At 65.0% G+C, this 22,212-nt stretch carries 26 protein-coding genes and 1 pseudogene; 14 read left to right on the top strand and 13 right to left on the bottom strand.

The genetic code is table 11. From position 1 onward, the window contains the following. Positions 1 to 49: 49 nt before the first annotated feature. A complete protein-coding gene (locus tag AN215_RS11245) occupies positions 50 to 304 on the bottom strand; it encodes a hypothetical protein (RefSeq protein WP_070008994.1) in 255 nt (84 codons plus the stop codon). Between the two features lie 311 nt (positions 305 to 615). Between AN215_RS11245 and AN215_RS11240 the strand changes: the two genes are divergently transcribed. Further along, positions 616 to 1,191, top strand: coding sequence for a M23 family metallopeptidase (locus AN215_RS11240; protein ID WP_070008993.1), 576 nt, complete (start codon positions 616 to 618; stop codon positions 1,189 to 1,191). A 117-nt stretch (positions 1,192 to 1,308) separates the two neighbouring features. Here the strand turns inward: AN215_RS11240 and AN215_RS11235 are convergent, their stop codons facing one another. From AN215_RS11235 to AN215_RS11225, 3 genes are all read right to left on the bottom strand, one after another. Continuing rightward, a complete protein-coding gene (locus tag AN215_RS11235; RefSeq protein ID WP_070008992.1) occupies positions 1,309 to 1,779 on the bottom strand; it encodes a hypothetical protein in 471 nt (156 codons plus the stop codon). 161 nt (positions 1,780 to 1,940) lie between these two features. After that, positions 1,941 to 2,498 carry a dihydrofolate reductase family protein gene (locus AN215_RS11230; protein ID WP_070009481.1) on the bottom strand — a complete coding sequence of 186 codons (558 nt, stop codon included), beginning with the start codon at positions 2,496 to 2,498 and terminating at the stop codon, positions 1,941 to 1,943. A gap of 264 nt (positions 2,499 to 2,762) precedes the next feature. After that, positions 2,763 to 3,086: a helix-turn-helix transcriptional regulator gene (locus AN215_RS11225; RefSeq protein ID WP_070008991.1), complete on the bottom strand. Its 324-nt coding sequence runs from the start codon at positions 3,084 to 3,086 to the stop codon at positions 2,763 to 2,765. A 128-nt stretch (positions 3,087 to 3,214) separates the two neighbouring features. Here AN215_RS11225 and AN215_RS11220 point away from each other — a divergent pair, with 128 nt between their 5' ends. The 3 genes from AN215_RS11220 (at position 3,215) to AN215_RS11210 (ending at position 5,120) form a co-directional block, all read left to right on the top strand. Beyond that, positions 3,215 to 3,637 carry an ANTAR domain-containing protein gene (locus tag AN215_RS11220; protein WP_070008990.1) on the top strand — a complete coding sequence of 141 codons (423 nt, stop codon included), beginning with the start codon at positions 3,215 to 3,217 and terminating at the stop codon, positions 3,635 to 3,637. A 245-nt stretch (positions 3,638 to 3,882) separates the two neighbouring features. Beyond that, complete coding sequence (locus AN215_RS11215) at positions 3,883 to 4,704, top strand: hypothetical protein (protein ID WP_070008989.1); 822 nt, start codon at positions 3,883 to 3,885, stop codon at positions 4,702 to 4,704. After that, positions 4,701 to 5,120: a GntR family transcriptional regulator gene (locus AN215_RS11210; RefSeq protein ID WP_070008988.1), complete on the top strand. Its 420-nt coding sequence runs from the start codon at positions 4,701 to 4,703 to the stop codon at positions 5,118 to 5,120. The genes AN215_RS11215 and AN215_RS11210 overlap by 4 nt, the downstream gene beginning before the upstream one ends. A 261-nt stretch (positions 5,121 to 5,381) precedes the next feature. On the opposite strand, the gene AN215_RS11205 is transcribed toward AN215_RS11210, so the two are convergent. Together AN215_RS11205 and AN215_RS11200 are read right to left on the bottom strand one after the other, a co-directional pair. Beyond that, positions 5,382 to 5,816: a PIN domain-containing protein gene (locus AN215_RS11205; protein WP_070008987.1), complete on the bottom strand. Its 435-nt coding sequence runs from the start codon at positions 5,814 to 5,816 to the stop codon at positions 5,382 to 5,384. Continuing rightward, positions 5,813 to 6,052, bottom strand: coding sequence for a ribbon-helix-helix protein, CopG family (locus AN215_RS11200; RefSeq protein WP_070008986.1), 240 nt, complete (start codon positions 6,050 to 6,052; stop codon positions 5,813 to 5,815). Before AN215_RS11200 ends, AN215_RS11205 begins: the two co-directional genes overlap by 4 nt. Before the next feature lie 139 nt (positions 6,053 to 6,191). On the opposite strand from AN215_RS11200, the gene AN215_RS11195 reads away from it, so the two are divergent. Then, positions 6,192 to 7,241: a beta family protein gene (locus AN215_RS11195; protein ID WP_070008985.1), complete on the top strand. Its 1,050-nt coding sequence runs from the start codon at positions 6,192 to 6,194 to the stop codon at positions 7,239 to 7,241. A gap of 355 nt (positions 7,242 to 7,596) precedes the next feature. Here AN215_RS11195 and AN215_RS11190 read toward each other — a convergent pair. From AN215_RS11190 to AN215_RS11180, 3 genes and pseudogenes are all read right to left on the bottom strand, one after another. After that, positions 7,597 to 8,266, bottom strand: a pseudogene (locus AN215_RS11190) (nucleotidyl transferase AbiEii/AbiGii toxin family protein). Further along, the gene (locus AN215_RS11185; protein WP_070008984.1) at positions 8,263 to 8,610 is read right to left on the bottom strand and encodes a transcriptional regulator; all 348 of its coding nucleotides are present in this window, start codon (positions 8,608 to 8,610) and stop codon (positions 8,263 to 8,265) included. Before AN215_RS11185 ends, AN215_RS11190 begins: the two are co-directional and overlap by 4 nt. A gap of 339 nt (positions 8,611 to 8,949) precedes the next feature. Next, positions 8,950 to 9,366 carry a hypothetical protein gene (locus AN215_RS11180; RefSeq protein ID WP_070008983.1) on the bottom strand — a complete coding sequence of 139 codons (417 nt, stop codon included), beginning with the start codon at positions 9,364 to 9,366 and terminating at the stop codon, positions 8,950 to 8,952. Positions 9,367 to 10,193: 827 nt separating this feature from the next. On the opposite strand from AN215_RS11180, the gene AN215_RS29540 reads away from it, so the two are divergent. Then, positions 10,194 to 12,017 carry a hypothetical protein gene (locus AN215_RS29540; RefSeq protein WP_139140719.1) on the top strand — a complete coding sequence of 608 codons (1,824 nt, stop codon included), beginning with the start codon at positions 10,194 to 10,196 and terminating at the stop codon, positions 12,015 to 12,017. 206 nt (positions 12,018 to 12,223) lie between these two features. After that, positions 12,224 to 13,387, top strand: coding sequence for a hypothetical protein (locus AN215_RS29535; RefSeq protein WP_139140718.1), 1,164 nt, complete (start codon positions 12,224 to 12,226; stop codon positions 13,385 to 13,387). 30 nt (positions 13,388 to 13,417) lie between these two features. Here the strand turns inward: AN215_RS29535 and AN215_RS11175 are convergent, their stop codons facing one another. The 4 genes from AN215_RS11175 to AN215_RS11160 all read right to left on the bottom strand — a co-directional run bounded on the left by AN215_RS11175 (position 13,418) and on the right by AN215_RS11160 (position 17,832). Beyond that, positions 13,418 to 14,623 carry an IS110 family RNA-guided transposase gene (locus tag AN215_RS11175; RefSeq protein ID WP_070012789.1) on the bottom strand — a complete coding sequence of 402 codons (1,206 nt, stop codon included), beginning with the start codon at positions 14,621 to 14,623 and terminating at the stop codon, positions 13,418 to 13,420. Between the two features lie 367 nt (positions 14,624 to 14,990). Continuing rightward, positions 14,991 to 16,187, bottom strand: a complete 1,197-nt coding sequence (locus tag AN215_RS11170; RefSeq protein ID WP_070012790.1) for an IS110 family RNA-guided transposase — start codon at positions 16,185 to 16,187, stop codon at positions 14,991 to 14,993. Between the two features lie 400 nt (positions 16,188 to 16,587). Continuing rightward, positions 16,588 to 17,379: an ATP-binding protein gene (locus AN215_RS30860; RefSeq protein ID WP_079122893.1), complete on the bottom strand. Its 792-nt coding sequence runs from the start codon at positions 17,377 to 17,379 to the stop codon at positions 16,588 to 16,590. A 45-nt stretch (positions 17,380 to 17,424) separates the two neighbouring features. Continuing rightward, a complete protein-coding gene (locus tag AN215_RS11160; protein WP_070012791.1) occupies positions 17,425 to 17,832 on the bottom strand; it encodes an NUDIX hydrolase in 408 nt (135 codons plus the stop codon). A gap of 111 nt (positions 17,833 to 17,943) precedes the next feature. Between AN215_RS11160 and AN215_RS11155 the strand changes: the two genes are divergently transcribed. From AN215_RS11155 to AN215_RS11125, 7 genes are all read left to right on the top strand, one after another. Beyond that, complete coding sequence (locus tag AN215_RS11155; protein ID WP_070012792.1) at positions 17,944 to 18,732, top strand: GntR family transcriptional regulator; 789 nt, start codon at positions 17,944 to 17,946, stop codon at positions 18,730 to 18,732. Positions 18,733 to 18,932: 200 nt separating this feature from the next. Further along, complete coding sequence (locus AN215_RS11150) at positions 18,933 to 19,283, top strand: SCO3933 family regulatory protein (RefSeq protein WP_028433706.1); 351 nt, start codon at positions 18,933 to 18,935, stop codon at positions 19,281 to 19,283. Positions 19,284 to 19,287: 4 nt separating this feature from the next. Next, entirely contained in the window at positions 19,288 to 20,664 is a 1,377-nt protein-coding gene (locus tag AN215_RS11145) for an FtsK/SpoIIIE domain-containing protein (RefSeq protein ID WP_070012793.1), read from the top strand. An 83-nt stretch (positions 20,665 to 20,747) separates the two neighbouring features. After that, positions 20,748 to 21,380: a DUF2637 domain-containing protein gene (locus tag AN215_RS11140; RefSeq protein WP_070012794.1), complete on the top strand. Its 633-nt coding sequence runs from the start codon at positions 20,748 to 20,750 to the stop codon at positions 21,378 to 21,380. 19 nt (positions 21,381 to 21,399) lie between these two features. Further along, positions 21,400 to 21,591: a mobile element transfer protein gene (locus AN215_RS11135; protein WP_070012795.1), complete on the top strand. Its 192-nt coding sequence runs from the start codon at positions 21,400 to 21,402 to the stop codon at positions 21,589 to 21,591. Between the two features lie 16 nt (positions 21,592 to 21,607). Next, complete coding sequence (locus tag AN215_RS11130; protein WP_070012796.1) at positions 21,608 to 21,802, top strand: hypothetical protein; 195 nt, start codon at positions 21,608 to 21,610, stop codon at positions 21,800 to 21,802. A gap of 14 nt (positions 21,803 to 21,816) precedes the next feature. Next, positions 21,817 to 22,077, top strand: a complete 261-nt coding sequence (locus AN215_RS11125) for a SpdD protein (protein WP_245694392.1) — start codon at positions 21,817 to 21,819, stop codon at positions 22,075 to 22,077. Positions 22,078 to 22,212 lie beyond the last annotated feature (135 nt).

Genomic DNA, 22,212 nt, shown 5'->3' with positions numbered 1-22,212 from the left:
GCGGAATTCATCGGTTCGACGTTCCTGCTGCGCATGCCCGGACCGAGAGCTAGCCCATGCTCTGCTGCGGCGGTATCCAGTCGAGTTTGTGCCGGATGTGCGACGACATCTTCGCGTCGAGCTGCATGTGGAGTTGGGTGTTCCCGCAGGCCGCGCAGACGTAGGCGTCGAACACCGGCTGCTTCGCCCCCAACTTGCCCGTTCCCGACTGGCGGAGCCCGGCCTGCGCCACGTACTCGCCCCGGTACACCTCGCCGCCGCCGCACGCCCCACAGCGTCCGTAGCGCATGTCCCCATTGGTCATGCGGGCGAGCCTAGATCGATCCTGCGCAGCCGGACACGGCGAATCAGCCCACGGGCACGAGCCTGTCAAGCAGACGTCCGGAGACGTTGTCGGCACCGGGTGGTGCGCATGAACCACTGGCGCCGGTCGGGCCTGAGCGAGGGGTGCGAACAGGCGGCGCCGGTGGACGCGAAGCCCAAGTCGCCCCGCTCGAGCGCCAATCCGTCTTGCCATTTGTCGGACAACTGAACGTGCCTACGTGGGTGAACTGCGCGCGTTACTCTGCCGCCGCGGGTATGAAGTGCTCACGACAAAACAGACTCGGAGAGACCATGAAGAAGAGAACCGGCATCGTGCTGGGCATGATCCTGGTGGCGGGGGCCGCGGTGACACCGGTCGCGGCGTCCGCTGCGGAGGAGAAGCCGAAGGCGGCGAACTTCCAGCTCCCGTTCAAGTGCGGGGACACCTGGCGACTGGACACCTGGGGCCACAACCCCGCGCTGGACATGGTCAAGGAGCCGGACCAGCACGGGACCGAGGGAGCGCAACTGGTCGCGCCGGAGGCCGGCACCGTCAACAAGTCCTTCTGGCACGACAACGCCGGCAACGTGGTCCAGATCGACCACGGCGGCGGCCACTTCACCACGTACCTTCACATGCAGTCGCGGTCCGTCAACGCGGGCGACACGGTCGCTCAGGGCCAGGGGATCGGCGCCGTCGGGAAGACAGGCCCGACCTCCAACGGTCACCCCCACCTCCACTTCGAGCACGGCGTCGACGCCAACGGCGACGGGGAGGCCTCCTGGGGCACGTCCGACTCGGAGCGGGTCAACGCTTCGTTCAACGGGGTCGAGTACGCCGGAAGCAGCCAGACCTGGCGGAACGTCAAGAGCAACAACTCCTGCTGAAGCGGACCCGGCCGGCGATCGGACGGCCCTTCAGCCGACTGCGTCCCGGAGGCCCTGTGGTCACCGGTCGCACGGCCGTCGGGCCGTCCGCGAGCCCCCTGTCCTCCGTGGCCGACGCTACGGCTGCGAGGGAGGTCGGGCAGGCACGGGCTCGCCACCCGGGGCAGGAAGCACGGCAGGTGAGCCTGTGGCCTGCGGCACGGTTCGGCCGCTCCTGCTGAATGCCACGGCGCAGGCCGCGAATGTCACCCCGGCCAGGCCGAAGACGACGGCCAAGTTGCCCTTCGTCTGGATGCCCGCCTGGCGCCCTTCGATCTCGGCCGCCCAACTCGCCGCATCCTCCTGCATGTTCGCCTCGTGCTCGGCCAGACAGGAGAAGAAGGGCCGATCGGGGGGAGATTCGCTGTCACGGTCGCACCTGGATTCCCCGAACAGGTCCTTCTCGTTCTTGAATTCGTCCATCGGCTTGCTGGACACCTGAGAACTCGCGTCCAGCGCGACGGCCGACAAGATCACCGCCGTGGACATACCGAGCATCGCCAGCACGATGCAGAGAAGAAATCCGGCCCCACGCCCCTGAGATGACATGGCAGGGAGATTAACGGCACGCGCGAACCGCTCTCAGCCGACTGCGACGACGCCCCCGCGGCTGTAGAAGCGCCCCTGCCCAGCCACGATGCGCCCCCGGCTCCGACCACCCGAAGCCGGAACTCGCCGGCGAACCGTCTGCAGTCACCGGCCGGTCCGGTTCAGCGCGTCCGGTAGCGCGCGTAGATCAGTCCGCTGTCGAAGGCCCGCTCCTCGACCAGGACGAGATCTAGGCGCACGCCGTCGGGGAAGAACCGCTTGCCGCCGCCGACCACGCTCGTGGTGATGAACAGGTGGTACTCGTCCACCAGACCGGCCGCGATCGCCTGGGCCGCGAGGTTCGGGCCGTCGACGGTGAGGTCGTGGTCGGCCTCGGCCTTGAGCCTGCGCACCGCGTCCGGGTCGAAGGTCCGCTCGATCCTGGTCTTCGCGCTGGACACCGACTCCAGCGTCGTGGAGTACACGATCTTCTCCGCGGCCTGCCAGTCGCGGGCGTACTGCAGGATGTGCGGCGGCTGTTCGGGCTCGGTGTGCGCGGTCTCCCAGTAGACCATCGTCTCGTACATCCGCCGGCCGTAGAGGTACGTGCCGACGGGGCGGAAGAGGTCGTTGACGAAGGTATGCACCTCTGGATCTTCGGCTCCGGTGCCGAGGTCGCCCTCCGCGGCCTCGGCGTAGCCGTCGAGCGAGGTGATCATCGAGTAGATGAGCTTTGCCATACGTCCCTCCGGGTGCGAGCGCGCGGTCTGCCGGCGGTCCCGCAGACTGTGACCTCCGCACGACCCGGAACTCATCGACCAGCCGGCCCGGAAGCCGAAGTCGTCGCAGATCGACGAGCCCAGCAACTCGCGGCACACTCGGCAGCACTCGCCCCGACGTCCCCGACGTCCCCGACGTCCCCGACGTCCCCGACGTCCCCGACGTCCTCGATGCCGAGCAGGCCGAAGCCGCAGTCGAGCGCCGCACCTTGGTCGTGGCCCCGGTCAGGACTGGGTCGTCTGACGGTCGGCCTCGTCCTGGACGAGCCAGGACAGCAGCGAGGCCACCGTCAGCCCGGCTTCGGCCGGGTGGCGCAGCACCTTGCCGGGCGCGATCTGGTACGTGTTGGCGCGCCCTTCGCGGGTGTGGGAGAGGTAGCCCTCCTGCTCCAGGTCGACAATGATCTTCTGGACGGAGCGCTCGGTGAGACGGCAGTGCGCAGCGATGTCGCGGATGCGGGCGCTGTGGTTGTCAGCGATGGCTGCGAGCACGCGCGCATGGTTGGTGAGAAACGTCCATCCGGTGTGCGGCTCGGGTACTGCTTCCATCCTCCGACTGTACCGATCCGGCATTCACGTACCCAATAACCTGTACTAGAGTTCAGGTATATATTGACGGGTGTCGGGTGGGAGCGGGCTTGGCGCTGATGTCAGCCCCGAGAGGGAGACAAGACGTCATGTCGGAGCCGGGGTTCTCCGAGAAGCCTCTTGAGCAGGCAGCCGCACAGGTCGGGAGTGGCGGCGCGCAAGGGACGCACGGGCCGAGTTCGGACATCCATCAGAACTCAGGTGACGAAGCCGCAGCCGGTACGGGCAGTGCGCACGAGGACGCGGGTCAGGATCTGCATGTCGAAGTGACGCAGTTGCGACGAGCCATGCAGACCCGGGCGCCCATCGACAAGTCCATGGGCGTGCTCATGGCTGCTTACGGCCTCTCCGAGGATGAGGCATGGAAGATCTTGGTGACCGTCTCCCAGAACACGAACACCAAGCTCTACGCCGTGGCCGAAGAGATCGTCGCGAGCACTCAGAAGTACGTCCTGGACGCGCGCTTGCGCAGGACGATCCAGGCCGCACTGAAGGACCTCAGGACCCAGTAGCGGGTCCCCGGCCTTCGAGGCTCGTCCCCGGTGCGAGCGTGGTTGTGGCCTGGTCGCCTTGAGTGGCGCGGGGCCGGTCGTAGTCGGTGCGTGGCTCTGTATATGGCTCCAGGGGGACGTCCTGCCGCGTGGGGTCGACGGCGCTTGCCAGGTACCCGGTGCCCGTTGACTTGTCGCAACCCTTGACGCAGGATGCTGAGACAAGTCTTGCGACATGAAGCCTCAAGATGAAGGAGGGTCGGCGGATGACTGACCAGCCGGTGCGTCCAAGGGACTTGAAGGGGGCCGAAGTGTGGTTGGCCGCACACGGCTTGACCGACGTCCGGCCGACACCGTTGCTGGCCACGCGTCTGGCGGCCCGGCAGCGTGCCCGTCTGACTGCTGCTGTCCTGCTGGCCGCGTTCATCGTCGCGGTCGCCCTTGTCTACACCGTCGACAGGTCGACCGGCGCCGGGGATGACGGCTCCGGACCGTACCGGCACTGGTCGCTGCTGGTCCTTACGGCGGTGGTCGTGGGGTTGGTGCTCGCCCAGTCGCTGCTCGACCGGCGGGTGCGGCGGGCCGACCGGCGAGCCGGTGCGACGTTGCAGCGACGGGCGGCCCACTCCGTACGGCCCGGCTGGCGCACCGTGCTCGGCTGGCCGCGTGCCGCATTCTCGGTTGCCACGTTCGCGGGCGGGATGGTGCTGGCGATCAGTGCCCTGACCACGCAGGACTCCACCGCGCGGTACGCGGCACTCGTCCTGCTCATCGGGCTTTGCGGCGCCGCAGTCGGTACGGTCGTCCAGCTGCGTCATGTGCTGACGCACCCGGTCGTGGCCGACGACGAAGCCTCGCTCACCACCGACTTCCTCATGCGGGTCGAAGACGCCCGCGAGGTCACCACGCCAACCTTGGTGTGGTGCCTGCCGACCGCGTCGGTGCTCGCTGCCGTGCCTGGATCGTGGATCACTGCCTGGATCGTTTTCGTCGCCCTGAGCGCAGTCACGCTCGCCCTGATCACCGTGGGGACCGGACTGGCGGCGCGGCGGCGCGGGCGCGCCACGACCGCCCCGGTGAACCGATGATCGTCGTCGATTCGACCTCGCCCGTCCCCCCGTTCGAGCAGCTCCGCGCCCAGCTCGCCCGACAGATCCAGGACCACACACTGGCCGTGGGCACCAAGTTGCCGACCATCCGCCGCCTGGCCGCAGATCTCGGCCTGGCCGTCAACACCGTCGGCCGGGCCTACCGGGAGCTGGAGGAGGCAGGGCTGATCGAGACCCGCGGACCGGCCGGCTCCTTCGTCTCCGCAGCCGGCGGGCAGGGACGCGAACGGGCACGCCGCGCAGCCGCCGAGTACGCCACCGTCATCGCCAGCGTCGGCATCGACACCGGCGAGGCCCTCCGCATCGTCCAGGCGGCCCTGACCAACGGCACTGCCGTGTCGCCCCCGTCATCCCTGTCCACGGCGCACGTGCCGGACGGTGACCCCGACGCATAGGCCGGGGCCGGAGGCAACAGCCCGCACAACGAACAAGCCCCGGGCCGCTGACTGGCCTGGGACTTCGTTCTGGAGGGGGGGGTGACGGGAGTCGAACCCGGGCTCTGAGCTTGGGAATCACCGGGTAGTTGAGCTCAGCAGGTGTGCTGAGCTGCGTACATGACTCCTGGTGCACCATTGCAACAGGCCGTGTTGTGACCGATGTTGACCGGGCGTCTCCGCCCGTTCTGGCCCGCATCTGGCGCGGTCGCCCAGGTGGTTCTACAGGTCGTCAGGCAGAAGCCGAAAGGCGTGGTTGCCGGTGAGGGGGGTGACGGCCCTGAAGTCCCGGCGGTCGAGGGTCAGGATGCTCTCGGTGTCGTACGCCTCGGCCAGAACGACGTTCACCGCATCGGTCAGATCGAGCCGCAGGGCCGCGTAGTGGTTCTGGACCTTACGGGCCTTGCGTAGTGTGCCGGCGGACAACTCGGGAATGGCAAAGCGTCCGGTTCGTTCTTGACTCAGCAACCAGTCGTTCACGGCGTACGCGGCCTTGCGGTCGACGTTGCGTGTGGTGATGTGTTCGATCTCCAGAATCACCAACGGTGACACCACGATGAGTGCTGCCTGACGCATCGCAGTCCGAGCGGCTCCGTGTTCAGGATCCGAGGTGTTCAGTGCAGCCACCAGGCCGGAGGTGTCCCCGACAACGATCACTCGGTGTCCGCCACGCCGTCCGAGACCGCTCGGTCGATCTCCTCAGCACTGACCGGTCCGCCGAAGTCCATGCTCGGGATGTCCCAGTCGTCACCCCAACGACGGGTGCGCAGGGCCGCGAGGTGGAACGCCTCCCGGAAGTACTCCGACTCCGAGCGCCCCTCCCGAGCAGCCGCCTCCTTGATCAGCGCGAGGTCTTCTTCGTCGACCATGACGGTCGTCTTCTTCAAGGCCATATGGTTATGGTACCTCCGCCATACCAGCGTATTCTCGGTCGGAAGTCTGAATCGCGCCCTGTCAGTCCCGTGTGTCGGCAGGCAGCCTCGAGTCAATCCCTCCGAAGAGGGCGGGCGTGCGTGGCTCCTAGGGGCAGTGATGGCGTATGTACCGATCCTGAAAGGCAAACGAGGCGAATTCACTGCGCTCGGGCAGATGGAGCCGGGTGTGCAGGCCGAAGTTCATCCGATCATGGAAGTCGTCCACGACGAGCGACTGCGGGATGTCATGGAGACCTTCCGCAAGAACGCTTGGAGCCAGCTGCCGCAAGGGCTGGACATCGCCGTGGACTGTGGCGGCCTTTGGCATCACGGTGTGGTCGGCGGCGTCTGGACTGGACGCCCGATGAACTGGCTCAGCGAGGCGTTCGGAGCCTGGCTCCTCGCCCTGATCCCGGTCTTCCGGCCGTATGACCCGCCCGGATTGCTGACCGAGGTGCGTGACGTTCAGCGCGCTCACAGGCGTGGAGCGGTGCTCCGCGTCGATGTCTTCCTTGTTCCGGTCGGGTCTTCCGCGATGTCGCGTGAGGTGCGCACTGCCTTGCGTGCCGTGCATCTGGCCCCTGAGCAGGTGGACTTGGTGCTGGATGCCGGTCACGTGTCTGGGGATACCGCGGTGATTGACGCGTTCGCGCCGATGCTGGACGCGTTGCGATGGGCGCGGCAGGCCACGTGGCGCAACGTGGTATTGGCTGCCGGGGCCTTTCCCAAGACTCTTCGGAAGCTGGTGCGAGGAATTCCCAACCGGATGCACCGGTGGGACGCTGCGTTGTGGCGCAAGGTGGTGAACTCTACGGACGGCATGCCACCGCACTTCGGCGATTACGGCGTGACGCATCCGGTCGCGCCGCGACGCGGTCGTGGCAGCATCCCCAACATCCGGTACACGGTCGGCGAGGACTGGCAGGTCTACGTTGCCCCTCAGACGCTTCCGGGTAACGATGACTTCTTCGTGATCGCACGGGAGCTTCTGCGCTCGGAGTATTGGCCTGCCCGTGGGGAGGCTACTTCGTGGGGAGACGCGGAGTTGGCCAGGTGCGCACGGGGACAGCGGGCGAAGGCCGGCGGCGGAGCGGAGTGGCGTGCCTGGGCCACTTCCCACCACTTGGCGGTTACCGCGGAGGCTCTGCGAACGACGGGCCAGCCGTAATCTGCTGCCTCAAGGCTGGGCGCCACTCTCGAGCGGATAAGAGCCTTAGGCGGATTGAACCGGCCTGCAACGGACACGGTGTGCGGAGGCGAAGTCCCATGGGAAACAGAGCGGCCCAGGCTGGAATGTCTACCCCTGACTGGCCTTCGTCGTGGAGCGGGTGACGGGAATCGAACCCGCGCTCTGAGCTTGGGAATCAGGGAGCGGTTGGGGTCCGCCGAATGCGCTGAGCTGCGTATACAGCCACTTCTCCACCACGGGAACGGGCCCGGCCATAGCCGGTGTTGAACGTGACTCACTGCCTGTTCTGGCCCGCATCTGGCACGGGGAAGCGCGGCGGCTGGGGGTGGTCCACTCAGTCCTGTTCAAGGTCTTCCGGATCGTGGAGCCGCACGGCGATGTCGTCAGCCCACGCGAGTGCCCACCGACGCAGTTCGTCTGCTTCCTCGCTGTGGAGTCCGTAGGCGGCGAATTCGCTGTCGTCGATCCAGTCCGCTCCACCGAGTCGTGCTTGGAGTTCGGAGAGGTCGAAGTCGTCCCGAGCATGACGTTGACCGAGCGTTTCGAGTTCCGTGCGGCTCCAACGATCTGCTGCAGCCCGCACGTCGATGAGGTCCCGGGCCAGCCCGCGGTCGGCCAAAGCGCGGACCTTGGTGCCGACGACGTCATCGAGAGAGAGGACCAACCCGAATTCGGTCGTCACCGGCGGACGCCAGAACGCCTCCTTGAGGATGTCGACCTCGCACTCTTCGCCGGAGCCGGGGTCGGTGACGATCAGCCGGGCCGAGAGCGGGTCGGCATCCAAGCACGTACGCTCCAGCCGCGGCCTTCCAGACCGGTGCGTACGGAGGCGGCGATGTCCTCCATGGGGTCCGGCTTCTCGGTTGCGACGTCGAGGTCCTGGCTGAGCCGGTCGACCAGACCGTGGGCCTGGACGGCGTAACCCCTGTGACCGCGAGCGGATAAGCCTCACCGACCGCGAGTACATCTGCCAGCAGCAGGCGATGGAGTTCCGTGAGATTCATGCAGCGGTCTGGGCGCTCGGACGGAGTTCGGTGAAGGCACTCTCCCAGACCTCACGGATGTCGCGGCTGATCAGGGTACGCAGAACGGGCCACATGCTGGTGAGCAGATCCCGGTTGAGGTAGCGAACAAGATCCTCATGCATACCCTCGGCCAGGACGATCCGGTAGCAGCTCATCCGCAAGCGGGGCTGGTCGAGGTCGAACTCGGTGAGACTGGACCATGCCAGGTGGAGAGGCAGGCTGACACTGCCGTGCGCCGGGCCTTCGAGCTCGGAGAGATCGGCAGGTCGCCGCCGCGCGAACCGGTCGCGTCGGATCTCGGAGATGCTGGGCGTGGATGCCATGTCTCGATTATCACGCAGGGCCGGGTGGGTGCGCTGCGCCTCTGTCTGCGGAAAGGGCTCCGGGCAGGTGCTGCTGACAGGAACGCTGTAGACGCCAGTCATGAGCTTGCACAACAAACAAGCCCCGGGCCTCTGGCCTGGGGCTTTGCGCTGGAGCGGGTGACGGGAATCGAACCCGCGCTCTGAGCTTGGGAATCACGGTGCGGATTGGGCCAGTTGGCTCCTGAGCTGCATAGAGGTGTCGTGCCCGTCCACCAAGCGACTCGTCCCATGGCCCGTGTTGACCGTGGATTACCGCCTCTTCTGGTGCGCATCTGGTGCGACGCTGGAGGCACGCGGTCAGTGGATCACGACTCCGGGAATCATGGCAGCCAGACCCGAGGCGAAGCTGCCCAAGCCGGCCAGGGTCACGACCACGGCTTTCCCGTCCGAGAACAGGCCGCGGCAGAAGGTGGCGACCTGGCGGCGCACAAAGAGCATCTTGAGCTTCTGCCAGCGGTGTTGCCGGATGTGGCACCCCAAGAGGAGCCCTGCCGCGTTGTTCCGGCAACCATCCGGTCTTCCTCTCACCTCCGCCTTGCAGGTCACGGGGGCTTGGAAGAAGCACCAGAGGAGGACGATGGCCGACAGTCCGATGACCACCGCTGGGCCAGCTGCCTTGTTGATCCAGGCTGCGATCAGCAAGAAGCCTGCCAACACGCCCCACCACTTGCCCAGTCCGCCGAACGGCGCCTTGCGTGCCCCCGAAGTAGCCATGCCACCGAGGGTATGGACCGGTCCACGGACCCCAGGTTCGGCAGGGTGACTCTGACCGGAAAGGAACGACGAACGGCTGGAGCTGGGATGTTGACGAGCCCTTAGAGGTGGAAGACGGCGGCCTTCTGAGCGTGCCGGTGGGCTACACCAACTTGAGTTGCTGTGCCGCAGCGCACTGCAGGAGGTGAGTTCTCCGGGCTTCGGCATAGCCGTACCAGTGTCGCAGATCAACTGGAGCGCCCCAGGCCAGAGCAGTGCGACGACAGTCACCATCCGGCATCGACTGTCAACGTCGGCCAACCTCGCACGGCCCAGAGACGGCCCAGACGATTGGTATCCCTGGCCCCCAGACGCCGGCCAGGCCTTCAGCCCGACTGGCTCTCTGGCTTCATGCCTGCTGTTGATGGCTGCCCAGGCATGCCGAGGTCCGGGGCCATTGGCGTCGGAATGGGCGTCACCCATCTCCGAGCGTCGACCAACCTGCTGAGGCCCTCAGGCCCTCTGGGCAGTGCCCTCCTTCAGGTCGCAACAGGAGTGACGCAGGTGTAGCTCGCCAGCGTTGCAGGTGTCTCGATTCCGCCATGGCGGAGCAGCGTGAAATCTGACGTTGTTCCAGTGGGCGGGCGATCTCAAGTGCACTGGCATGTGAGTCTCTCGACCTGCTGATGACCATGGGTGCGCATCTAGTGGCCTCAACAGGATCTCGATTCGTGTCAGGGACAAGGTTCTTCAGGCAACAGGGTGCATCAGACGGTCACTTGAGAGACAATCACTGACACTTCGCTCATCACGGACTATCCAGGTGGATCGAGTAGGGGAGAGCGGCAATGGTCGAGTGGTGCTTGATGCGGCAGATTTCCAGGAAAACAGAGAGCGGAAATCACCATAAGCTCGCTTACGTTCGTGAACTTGAGAATCAAGAGAAAGAGGGAATCGATGAAGCCCTCGCTATTATTCGATCATTCACTTCGAACTGGGAATGGGAGCAGGCGAATCAGTCCGTTAAACGAGTAGCGGAAATTGTTGCTGAATGCGCGGATGGAATTGCAAGAGCGAGTGGCCATTTCAGCGACAGTGATCGCAGAATGCTTTCCAGGTCAGTCATTGAGGCGGCTTCGGTCATTTCTTCGTGGCCAGTTTCAGTGTTGAATGAATGTTCCAACCACATGGGCTTGAATGTCGAATCTCGGGAGCGGATAGAGGCCAGTGCCAGAAGGGTCCTGAGTGAGGATTCGATTGTGTCACTCCTCAACGAGATTAGTCAGTGCGATGATGATTCATTGGTCTCGCTCGGTAAACTGCAAAACCATGAACAGAGCGCACTTGTTCCACATTTTCAAAAGTCCTCCCTGGAGAAGATTGGAGTTTCCCCGGCAGATAATTGGTTAGTGGATGAAGTCCTTATGTACGGCCTCTCTGCTTTGGAGCACTTGGCCGCAACTACGCTCACTGCTTATAGGAAGGACATCGAACAGTCGGGAAGGAAGGTCTTGGCTCACCATGCTGAGATCGTGTATGGCGCACCTGTGTTGCTTCCCAAGGCTGACCTTGAAGACATGAAAAATGGTGGAACGAATTTGCGTGTCACGCCCATTGATAACCCTGGCATTGAAGGGTTGATGAATGCAGTGGACACAGCATCTGCCTTGTTGCAAGAAGGGCGTGAGCAACCAACTGCCGTGCAAGATGTCGATGCAAATACCCAGGCTCCTCAGAATGCATCCGAAGCAAGGGAGGAAGAAGGAGAGCAGATTAGTCCGATTGCCTCGAATTTGAATTCCCTCCTTTTTCACATCGGACGCCTGAATACCGAGATTGAGAAAGCTTGGTCTTCGGCACTAGATCCCGTTGGAAACACGGCACACAAGACACTACTGGCGCAGTGGAACTCGTTTCTCACATCGTTGAGAAGTCATATTAGTCAACAAGACAAGCGAGGAGAGGGGCATAGCGGAGGACTTTTGACGAGCGAATTTCCGCTTACAGCCGACCACTTCACAAGTTATGAAGAAGTCTCCGACGTGGCCTGCGCTGCAAGGGAAGCTGGCTACGCCGAACTGTACGCTGTTCGGAATCTCGGCCGCTGCATGGCTGCCTTTAGGAAGCCCTCAGCGGTGGAAATTAATTTGGTGACAGGTGAAGAGACTACATGGTGGGAGGCCGGCGGCTTCTCCGCCGTACGACGGGCATCGGAGCTTGCTATCCGAACTGTCCACCGTAGGGACCAGCTAGTCGCGCATAGCGAAGGAGGAGAACAGGAAGCCGAAGGTGTGGCTGATCTGTCGCGCTCCGGGCTAACAGATCTTCAGTGTGTCGATCTCTGTCGGATCGCGATGCATCAAGGACTGCCCGAGGCATCAATTCTCTACTGCGCAATGGCGCTTCGTGAGTTTTCCGCACGGATTGGGCTGGATCGGGCGGGGGCTAATGAAACTGCTGTGAGAATTGGAGCCATTTTCGGCGAAGACCTAGTCGTTCCTGCCGAACGGGCCTTGCACCTGGCGTATCAAGTTGCGTTGGGGCTCCCTGCGCCGCTGGAGCAAATTGTCAACCTTGGGAATTTCTGGTGCTCGAAGTTTGATGCGCTTATCTCAAAGAGTTTCGATATGCGCACATCAGATCATCCCTCAGAACGAGAGGGGGGAGATTGATAATGGCGGGATGGGGTGACGTAAGTAGGCTTCTACTGACGAAAGACAATAGCCGTCAGATTACATGCTTCGGAGCTGTCGATGTAAGCCCGGCCGTAGTTTCGATCACTGTTACTGGGAAACTGAACTCGATAACTGAAGCGCGGATCGTCCTGAATCCCATGTCGTCGGTTATCAGTAGAGTCGACTTCAGTAGTCAAGTAACTGTGGAACGGGAAATTGGTGGTGATGCTGCACAGCGGATTTTCACTGGGTTCGCGGTGCAGGCTCTCCTTTCGAATGGTTGCATTGAAGTTGTCTGTAGCGCGCGTCCAGAGTTCGCAGAGCGTCGAATTTCTCCTATGGCAACGGTCGGGGTCCCTGGAGCAGAAATGATCTACACGTTGGCAAGAGGCGGTGGCCTTCGTGACGATCAGATAAGGGTTCAAGGAATTGAAGACCTCGGGAGTGAGGTGTTCGAAATCGTATGTCCCATCCGGGGAATCGAAGTCCAGGATCCTATCCGAATCGGTTCAGTGACCATCGCTAGCGAGAGCGCTGTAGAGTTGACCTCCATTCCCGACCCGGAAGGCTTTGCGTCAGAGTTTCGTGGGTTTCAGGCCTATGCCGTAGCCTATGTAACCGACAGGCTGATGCTTTCCGCCGAGAAAGTCGGAATTCAAGAGATCGATCTATGCCTTTCGTGGCTTACCGTAAGATCACGCTATTCCGTACCACCGCTACCGGATGGGACCCTGCATTCTTGGGACAGAGCGAGTATGTTCGTGAGCCCATCTAGAGGGCGGTTCGTGTACCTGCGAGGATTGAGTACGCACAGGAGATGGCTGCGAATTCCCAAACAGGAGGTCAATCTAGGAAATCTAGAATTGGCCCAAAAGCATGCAGGCTTGACGAAGCCCTCACTCTTTCGTGCGGCACCAATGAATATTCGCCAAGCAATTGTGTCTTGCGCGAGGGCGGCAAAGGGGATTGACGATCTAGATCGCGTACTGGCGCTCTGGGAGGCAATTGAATTCTACGTTGGGGACACCTCGGTACCTCGACTCTTTTCGAAATCAGAAATGAAGGCCATCCGCAAAGCTATGCCGAAGCTTGACAATGATGAGAAATCCAGTCGTTTGGGAATTCTCCTGGGAGATCTTAATAGTCCTCCGCTTATTGTTAAGTTCAGACGCCGAGTCGCTATTGATGGCGCTCCAGTAAGTCAATCCGACGTGGATCTGTTCGTTAAACTGCGCAAGATTAGAAATGATGCAGTGCACGGGCGCTCGTTGAGCGAACCCGAATCGAGTGAAGTCAGTCAAGCGGTTGCTGTGTTATCTCGGATCCTGGTTTTTAGAATGCATGCGCTCGGGCAACAGAACGAGTGAGAGTAGGTCGGCGGAGTCTCAATGAGCGAGTCAAGCTGTCGCAGCCGCTTGTGGTGGCATCGCAGTGAAGGGCCGGTTGTCGCGTAGGAGTGCCCAGAGGACTGCGACTCGTCGGCGGGCGAGAGCGATGACGGCTTGGACGTGCTGTGCGCCCTCGGCTCGTTTCTTGAGGTAGTAGTCGCGGTTGGGCCCTTCGCGGATGATGCTGGTCTGGGCTGAGAGGTAGAAGACGCGGCGAAGGCGTCGGCTGTAGCGCTGGGGCCGGTGCAGGTTGCCGGTGCGGCGTCCGGAGTCGCGGGGGACGGGGACCAGGCCGGCCGCGGAGGCGAGGTGGCCTTCGTTCGCGTAAGAGGTCAGGTCCCCGGCAGCCACGATGAACTCGGCGCCGAGGATGGGTCCCATGCCGGGCAGCGATTCGATGACGGCAGCCTGAGGGTGGCTGCGAAAGGTGCAGCGGATCTGCTTGTCGATGCGATTGAGGCGTTCATCGAGGTCGAGGATCTGCTGGGCGATGTCGGCCACGATGTCCGCGGCGACCTGCTGGCCGGGCAACGTGGTGTGTTGAGCATCTGCGGCCTGGACGGCGGTGTGCGCGACGGTTGCAGGATTGCGCACGTTCCGGCGGGTCAGCCACGTCGTAAGACGAGTGAGGCCGCGGCGGCGGATGGCCGTCGGAGTCTGGTAGCCGGTGAGCAGGGTGAGGGCACCTTTGTGGTCGGAGTAGTCGAAGGCAGCCTCCAGTGCGGGGAAGATCCCGGTGAGCACGTCGCGGAGCCGGTTGACCATGCGGACCCGGTCGGTGATCAGGTCGGACCGGTGTGCAGTGAGGAGGGCAAGGTCGGCGGCCAGTTGAGCGCTGACACCGATGCTGGTGAAGTCCCGTCGGACACGGGCGGTTTCTGCGATGACATAGGCGTCGCGGGCATCGGTCTTGGCCTCACCTGGATAGGCGCCGGACATGCGGTTGACTGTCCGACCAGGCACGTAGACGGCCTCCTGGCAGTGGGATGCAAGCAGCGCCAGCAGAAGCGCGGAGGCAGTGCCGGCAATGTCGATGGCCCAGTGCACGTGATCGGCAAGGGCAAGGACGCTGCCGAGGGCGTCGAGGATCGCACTCTCGTCGTTGGGGACTTTCTGGTTCCACACTGCGGCACCGGCGTCGTCGACCGCGGTCATCCAGTGGTGGGCCTTGCCGGCATCAATGCCGACCCAGATCTGGGTCAACTGCTTTGCCATGAGCGTCTCCTCGGCTCGGCGACGTGGTGTCGGTCCGAGGAACACCCGCTGTCAGCTCCGTAAGCAGCGACCGGTTCGCACATCTCAATCAGCAGGCAGGCGTCCCGGAGAGCCGGGCGGCCACTCCACCGGAGCCACCGAAGGCAAGCGGCTTTAAAGCCACACCCGACCCTCCCGGACCGCCGAACAACTTACGGAGCGGCTTTGGGCTGGAGCTGCCTTGGGGCGAGAGATCAGGGGCTCGTAAGCTTTCCGCGATTCGGGCAGTCTCCTGACCTGCCCGCAATAGCCCGAAGTGAGCCCCTGATCTTGGAGGCTCGCCCCAAGGTGGCTGCCTCCTAATGCGGTTGGTCAAGTGGTTGGTTGGTCAGGCGGCGAGACTGACGGGCGGTGGGGGTTGGTAGCGGCGGTGGTCGCGGAGGAGGGCCCACAGGACGTTGACGCGTCGGCGGGCGAGGGCGAGGACTGCTTGGGTGTGGCGTTTTCCTTCGGCTCGTTTGCGCTCGTAGAAGCGTCGCGATTCCGGACAGTGCTGGATGCTGATCTGCGCGGAGAGGTAGAAGACGCGCTGGAGTCCGCGGTGGTAGCGGTGGGGTCGGTGCAGGTTTCCACGGATGCGGCCGGAGTCGCGTGGTACGGGTGCGAGGCCGGCGAAGCCCGCCAGTCGGTCGGCTGTCTCGAATGCGGCCATGTCACCGCCGGTGGCCACGAGGAATTCAGCGGCCAGCTGGGTTCTGATACCGGGCAGGGTGGTGATGATCTCGGCATGCCGGTGGCGGCGGTAGCGGTCCGCGATGAGGGCGTCGGCTTCCTTGATCTGCTTGCTGAGCTCGAGGACCCCTTCGGCGAGGCGTCGGATGATGCGGGCGCTCAACTGTTGTCCGGGCAGCGTGATGTGCTGCTTGGCGGCTGCTTCGATCGCGGTCGTGGCGAGCCGTGCCGCATTGCGGACCTTGCGTGAATGCAGCCAACTGGCCAGCGAGCTGTGGTCTGTTCGGCGCACGGAGTCGGGTGTCTGGTGGCCGGTTAGCAGCGTCAGCGGGCCGATGGTGGTCAGGTCCAACGCGCGTTCCAGGGTCGGGAAGACGCTGGTGAGAAGCGAGCGCAGGCGGTTGGTGTTGCGGGTGCGGTCGGCGACCAGGTCGGCTCGGTGGGCAGTGAGGATCTTCAACTCGGCGGTGACGTCGTCCCCCTTGCGCAAGGGGTGAAGGTCGCGTCGCATACGGGCCTGGTCGGCGATGACGGCTGCATCACGAGCATCGGTCTTGGCGCTGCCGCGGTAGCCGCTGGCGGCGCGGTTGACGCTCAGACCTGGGAGATACAGCAGATGCTGGTCATGTTCGGTGAGCAGACCGATCATCAGTGTTGCCGGGCCGTCGGCCAGATCGATGGCCCAGGTGACCGGTTGCTCCTCGGCGAGGGTGCCGACATCGCTGAGCAGCTGCAGTAGTTCCGGTTCGTCATTGGCCACCCGGCGGGAGAGCAGCCGGTTGCCCTCGCTGTCGATCGCGACGCAGTGATGGTGAAGCTTTCCCGCGTCCACTCCGGCCCAGACCTGGGACATGGCGACCTCCGTACTCGACGCTCAGTGGTTCCGTGAGACGACGTCGCCGGCCTGGCCCTACACAGCGATGAACTCGCACGTCCTAATCAGCGGCCGAGTCGTCACAGAGCGTCGGGCGGCCAAGCAGCCAAAGCCATGATCGGCAGCCTAAAGCGAGCCATACCCGACGCCCCTCGGGCCCACCGACCCTACGAATGGCCGGACCGGACCCACCAAGAACGTAGGGCCTAAAGCCGTGGAGCCGACTGACCCCGCCGGCACCCGTTCTTCTCTTCTGGGCCGCGTCCGCGCGCGGTACGGCGGCCGGGCCGGAGCGGGGCGGAGACAGGAGCGTCGGCCCGGCGGCGAGCCGGGCCGCGCGGCGAGCGGAGCGAGCCCTTGAAAGTAGCAAAGAAGGTTGTTACTCACCGCTGAGGAAGCTGAGTTGAGCGGTCGAGTGGCGTTGCGTGCATGAGGGGAGCGTCCTGCCTTGGCGGTGGACCAACGGTAGGAATGTGACTGGTCGGGCCGTCCAAGTGATCTGCGTGGTGCGGTGCTTGAGGGTGAGGTCTTGGGGCTCGCCCCGGCGGAGCGCTTCGAGAGCCTGCGGCTGCTCGTGGGCCTTCCAGTGCTGGGCCTGGCGGTAGGGCTCGTGGTCCAGGGCGATCGCGATCGTCATGAGGCTGATGCGGACCCACCGAAGGGCTTGTTCAGCGCTGGTGGCATCGAATGCGCCGAGAGTGCCGCCGTTGACCGTGCATTCGCACCAGTAGCCCTGGGTGAGAGGGACGTCGGGTGATGGCTGGAGGCCGGCCTTGAGTTCGGCGGTGACGGTGTGGCCGTGTTCGTCGTCGCCGTAGACGTGGAGGCGTCGGGCGAGTGAGGCGACGAGGGCCAGGCCGCGGCCGTGGGTGTCGTTCTCGTCGGGGTGCTCCACGTGGGGTGTGGTCCGTGTGCCGCCGGAGTCGGTGACGGACAGGGAGACCGTCTGTGGTGTGCGGGAGATCGTGAGGTTGAAGCCATCACCCTGGTTGCCGCTGGCGCTGTGGAGTAAGGCGTTCGTGCCCAGCTCGGTGACGATCAGTGCCGCGTCGTCGGCATGGTCGCTGTCGCTGAGGATGTCGCGCGTCCATCGGCGTGCGCGGCCGATCTCTTCCAAGTCACCGGGGCAGGAGAGTTCCCAGATCCGCACCGTGCTCGTATACTCGTGCATACAAGTTCCTTCGTGCTGGTGGCCGCTATGGACAGTGAGTTAGAGCTAGACGAGTTTCACGCCGTCGTGCGCACGCACGGCCGGCGGGGATGTTGCGTCGAGAGCGTCCAGGACGCGGATCGCGTATGCCTCGTCGGCCAGTTCGGAGACCTCTTCGCGGGTCGCCCAGCGAAGTGCGTAGGTCTCCTCCCCTGTCGTCGGGGCCCCGTCGACCGCTTCGCAGCGGAAGACGAGCGAGACGATCAGGCCGGACATGTTCTTGTAGACGCCAGTGAGGGTCGCCGGAAGCGCGATCTTGAAGCCGGTCTCTTCGAGGACTTCGCGCTGAAGAGCATCCGGGATGGTCTCCCCCGGTTCGAGCACGCCACCGGGCGGCTCCCACTGGCCGTTGTCACGGCGCTGGATCAGGAGGGCCCGGCCGTGCTCGTCGACGATGACTCCGGCGACGCTCACGGAATGGGGGCGCTCTACAGTGCTCACGTTCCTCGGCTTCCCTCTGCTGGCTAGGCTTCCCACCGTAGCAATGACACTCAGCTTCTCGTCTAGATATCTGAAGGAGTACACATGGCGGCTCTCCCCTCCGGCGTTCTCGGAGCGCTGGACCCGACAAGTGACCGCGCGGTGTTCCGGCAGATCGCTGACCAACTACGGGAAGCCATCGACAAGGGGCGGTTCAAGGAGGGTGCCAAGCTGCCTTCCGAAGCGGAGCTGACCGAGCATTTCGGGGTGTCCCGGATGACCGTCCGCAACTCACTTTCCATCCTTCAGAGTGAAGGGCTGGTCTCCTCCGAGCACGGTCGTGGGGTCTTCGTGCGGCCCCGGCCACCGGTGCGGCGTCTGGCCTCGGATCGCTTCGCCCGGCGTCACCGTGATCAGGGGAAGTCCGCGTTCACCGTGGAGGCCGAAGCCGCGGGGAGCCGTCCCGAGGTGGACAGCTTGGAGGTGCGCGAGGAGCGCTCCACGCCGGAGATCTCCGCCCGGCTCGGGTCAGCACGGAAGGTCCTCGCCCGCCGGCGCCGGTACCTGATGGACGGCAAGCCGGTCGAGTTCGCCACCTCGTACCTGCCGCTCGACATCGCCCGCAACACCCCGATCGCCGAACCGAACCCCGGCCCCGGCGGCATCTACGCCCGACTGGAAGAACTGGGGCACCGCCTGGAGCACTTCGACGAGGAAGTACGGGCCCGGATGCCGGCACCGGATGAGGTGAAGACGCTGCGGCTGGCCTCCGGTGTGCCGGTCATTCACCTGGTGCGGACCGCGTACGACACCGAGGGGCGTGCGGTGGAGGTCTGCGACACCGTGATGGCTGCCGACGCCTACGTCCTCGCCTACCAACTCCCGGCAACCTGACGAGTCTCGGAGGCCGGTGCGCTGCAAGTGGGGCCTCTTCTCCGGGACTTGTACACACGCAGAGGCATACTCGTATAGACGAGTGGGCAAGCATGTGGCACAGTGGTTCGTGTTCCCAACCGAATCGGGGCTGTCATGACGCATCTTGTCTAGACGACTAGGCGTTGATGGTCCCGGCTGTGACTGAAGGAGAAGAGACCTTGAAGACCATCCGTGTGCAGACCGAGAACGCCACGATCCTGCTGACCGAGGTGCCTGAGCCGAAGGTGCGGGACCGGCAGACCGGCGAGATCGCCAAGGACGCTGTCAGCGGTGAGGCGTTGATGAAGGTCGGCGTCGTCTACATCGACGAAGGGGAGTCCTCGCTGATCCATGTGACCGTGCCGGAAAGCGGCGTCTCTGACGGGCTGACGCTCGGCGCTCCGGTCTCGCTGCCGGGACTGATCGCCCGGCCGTGGGACTCGGTGTTCAACGGGCAGCAGCGGCACGGCATCGCCTACCGGGCGGCGGCTGTCGCCCCTGGTGCCGTTCCGGCCGGTGTGGGGGCCTGACCTGATGTCGGAACTGATGACCATGATGGAGGTGGGTGGTCCCCTCGCCGTTGCTGGTGGCGGGGCCGCCTACCTCCGGGCCCGGCATCCGGCCGCGTACTGGTCCACGGTGGGCTTGCCGGTGTCGGTGGCCCGGCTGTTGGGTTCGTACGGGTCGGTCATGGACTCTTGCGGACTGACCGTTCCGCCGTCCCGGCTGCGGGTGTTGGCCACACGCGCGACGACTCGTCGCGAGGTGCGGCCGGTGCCTCCTCGCCGCGGAATGCTGCGGCCGACCTCGACGGGGATGCGGCTGCGGTTGCGGCTCGCTCCGGGTCAGGAACCGGCGGACGTGGCGGCCTCGGCTGAACGGCTGCGTCACGCCTGGGGGGTTCATGCCGTCTACGTGGACGTGGTCAAGCCCGGTGTGGTCGAACTGCGGCTCGTCGGCTTCGACGTGCTGGACCGGGTGCGGATGCCTCGTAAGGCGGGTGGCGGCTTCCTGCGGGTGCCAGTGGCTCTGCGGGAGGACGCTACCGCGTTCGTACGGGACTACCGCGCGATACCCCACCAACTCACCCTCGGCGCCACGCTGTCGGGGAAGTCGATGTACCTGCGGCACCTGGTCGCCGGGCTCGCCGGTCAGCCGGTGGCGCTGGCAGGGATCGACTGCAAGCGCGGGGTGGAGCTGGCACCGTTCGCCTCGCGGTTGTCGGCGCTGGCGACCGAGCCGGGTGAGGCGGCTGAGCTGCTGCCGGTGCTGGTGCGGCTGATGGAGGAGCGCTACGACCTCATCAAAGCCCGGCAGGGGATAGCTCCGAGTACGCCGGACGAGGAGATCACCTCGGACGTGTGGGGGCTGCCGGAGCATCAACGGCCGGTGCCGGTGGTGCTGTTCGTGGACGAGATCGCCGAACTCTTCCTCGTCGCCACGCGGAAGGACGAGGAGAGGCGGGACGAGATGGTCACCCAGCTCATCCGGCTCGCCCAGCTCGGACGCGCCGCCGGCATCTACCTGGAGGTGTGCGGCCAGCGCTTCGGTGCCGAACTGGGCAAGGGAGCGACGATGCTCCGTGCCCAGCTCTCCGGCCGCGTCTGCCACCGAGTCAACGATGAGCCCTCGGCCAAAATGGCGCTCGGTGACATCGCCCCGGAAGCGGTCGAGGCTGCCTGCGCCATCGCTCCGGAGCGGCCCGGATTGGCCGTGGCCGGTGACACCTCCGGTGGCTGGTCCCGCATCCGTACGCCGTACCTGTCGCTGGCCGATGCTGCCGCCGTCTGCCAGGAAGCCGCGCACCTGGTGCCCGACGTGCCCGCGCTGGAGCGCTTCCGGCCCGTGGTTCCGGCTCAGCCCGTCGAGCGGCCGATCTCGCTCGTGAAGCCCTGGCCCGTCACGGACTGATCCACACCCTCACCCGGTCGGCGTGACCGCCTCACGCCACGTCCCTACCCCTCCCATGCCTGAACACAGAAAGGAGGCTCCCTGTGCGTGCACAACTGGCTCGTGTCGACGCCGTACTCGTCCAGGCCGTCATCGCCGCCGCGCTGTCCTTCGCGCACCTGCACGACTTGGCCTCGGCTGCCGGACAGGACGGCTGGAAGGCGTGGGCCTATCCGGTCTCCGTCGACCTGCTCCTGGTCGCCGCGTGGCGGCGGCTGAGGTCCGGAAAGGACAAGGCGGCGGGCTGGTGCTGGTTCCTCATCGCCCTGGCTGCGTCGCTCGGCGCGAACGTCTCCACTGCCGGCCTCCTCGACCTGAACGACGTCCCTGACTGGCTCCGCATCCTCGTCGCCGGGTGGCCCGCCCTGGCCTTCCTCGGCGGAACGCTTCTCGCCCACGGCTCGAACGAGCCTGCTGCGGAGGAGAGTTCGGAGCCCGTCTTGACTGCCGAGCAGGAGTCCACAGCTCCCGTTGAGCCGGTGGCTGAGGAGCCGGCGCCTTTGCCCGCCCCGCCGGACATCGCTCCGCCGGTCCCGGCCGCCCTCGTCGCGCACGCACGCAAGGTCGCCGACGCCCATCAGGCCCGTACCGGCGCCCGCATCGACACCGACTCACTCCGCGCCCGCCTCGGCGTCCCCGCACCGCTCGCCGAACAGATCGCCGCCCAACTCACCTGATCAGACAGGAGAACTCGCCGTGCCCATGAACCGCCGCTTCCGCCGCGTAACCCGCGTCGGCCCCGTCCAGGTCGGCACCGCCTACGACAACCGCGGACGAGAGAAGCACACCGCCGCCTGCACCGCCCCGCGCTGCGGCTTCTCCGCCGACTACGACTCGCGCGCCGCCGCCGAACTCGCCGCCCGTACGCACCGCTGCCCCGTCCGCTGAAAGGAGACCTGACCTCGTGAACGTGACTCTGCCCCTGGTCGTCGTCCTCGGCCTCATCACCTGGGGCGCCGTGAAGTTCCTCGGCGTCCGCGTCTGGCTCGTCGTCGTGATCGCCCTCTTCGGCTTCTACCTCGCCGACACCTTCCTCGCCCCCGCCATCGACAACGGCACCCGCGACGGGGTCGACGTCGTCAACGGCACCCACGACTGAACGGAGAACCAACCATGCTGCTCAAGCCCCAGCTCTCGCAGGACCCCACGGCGAATGTCGCGGGTTCAAGTCCCGTCATCCACGGTCACCAACCGGCCGCCCCGGCGCCCGTACGCCGTTCGCTGCCCTCGGTCAGCACAGGAGCCGTTGCCACCGTGCTCCTGGGCGGCGTCGTCCTCACGGCCCTGCTCACCGCCGTCGCCGTCTCGGCCATATCCGTCGCCGTGGCCGCCGTGGTCCTGCGCTCGCTCCTGGGCTCCCAGCACCGCCGCTGAAGCGGCTACCGGGGCGGTCTCGATACCGCCAAGCATCCACCGCCCCGGCAGCCCGGCCCCTTCCGACCGAAGCCGAAAGGAGAAGACCATCATCACCCGCAAGAGCCCGACCCCACTCAAGGAACTCGGGACGCT

This window comes from Streptomyces abyssalis (genome assembly GCF_001751365.1).
In the GTDB taxonomy this organism is placed as follows: domain Bacteria; phylum Actinomycetota; class Actinomycetes; order Streptomycetales; family Streptomycetaceae; genus Streptomyces; species Streptomyces abyssalis.
Note: the sequence above shows the minus strand (reverse complement) of the source record. Positions and strands in the feature narration are given on the sequence as shown.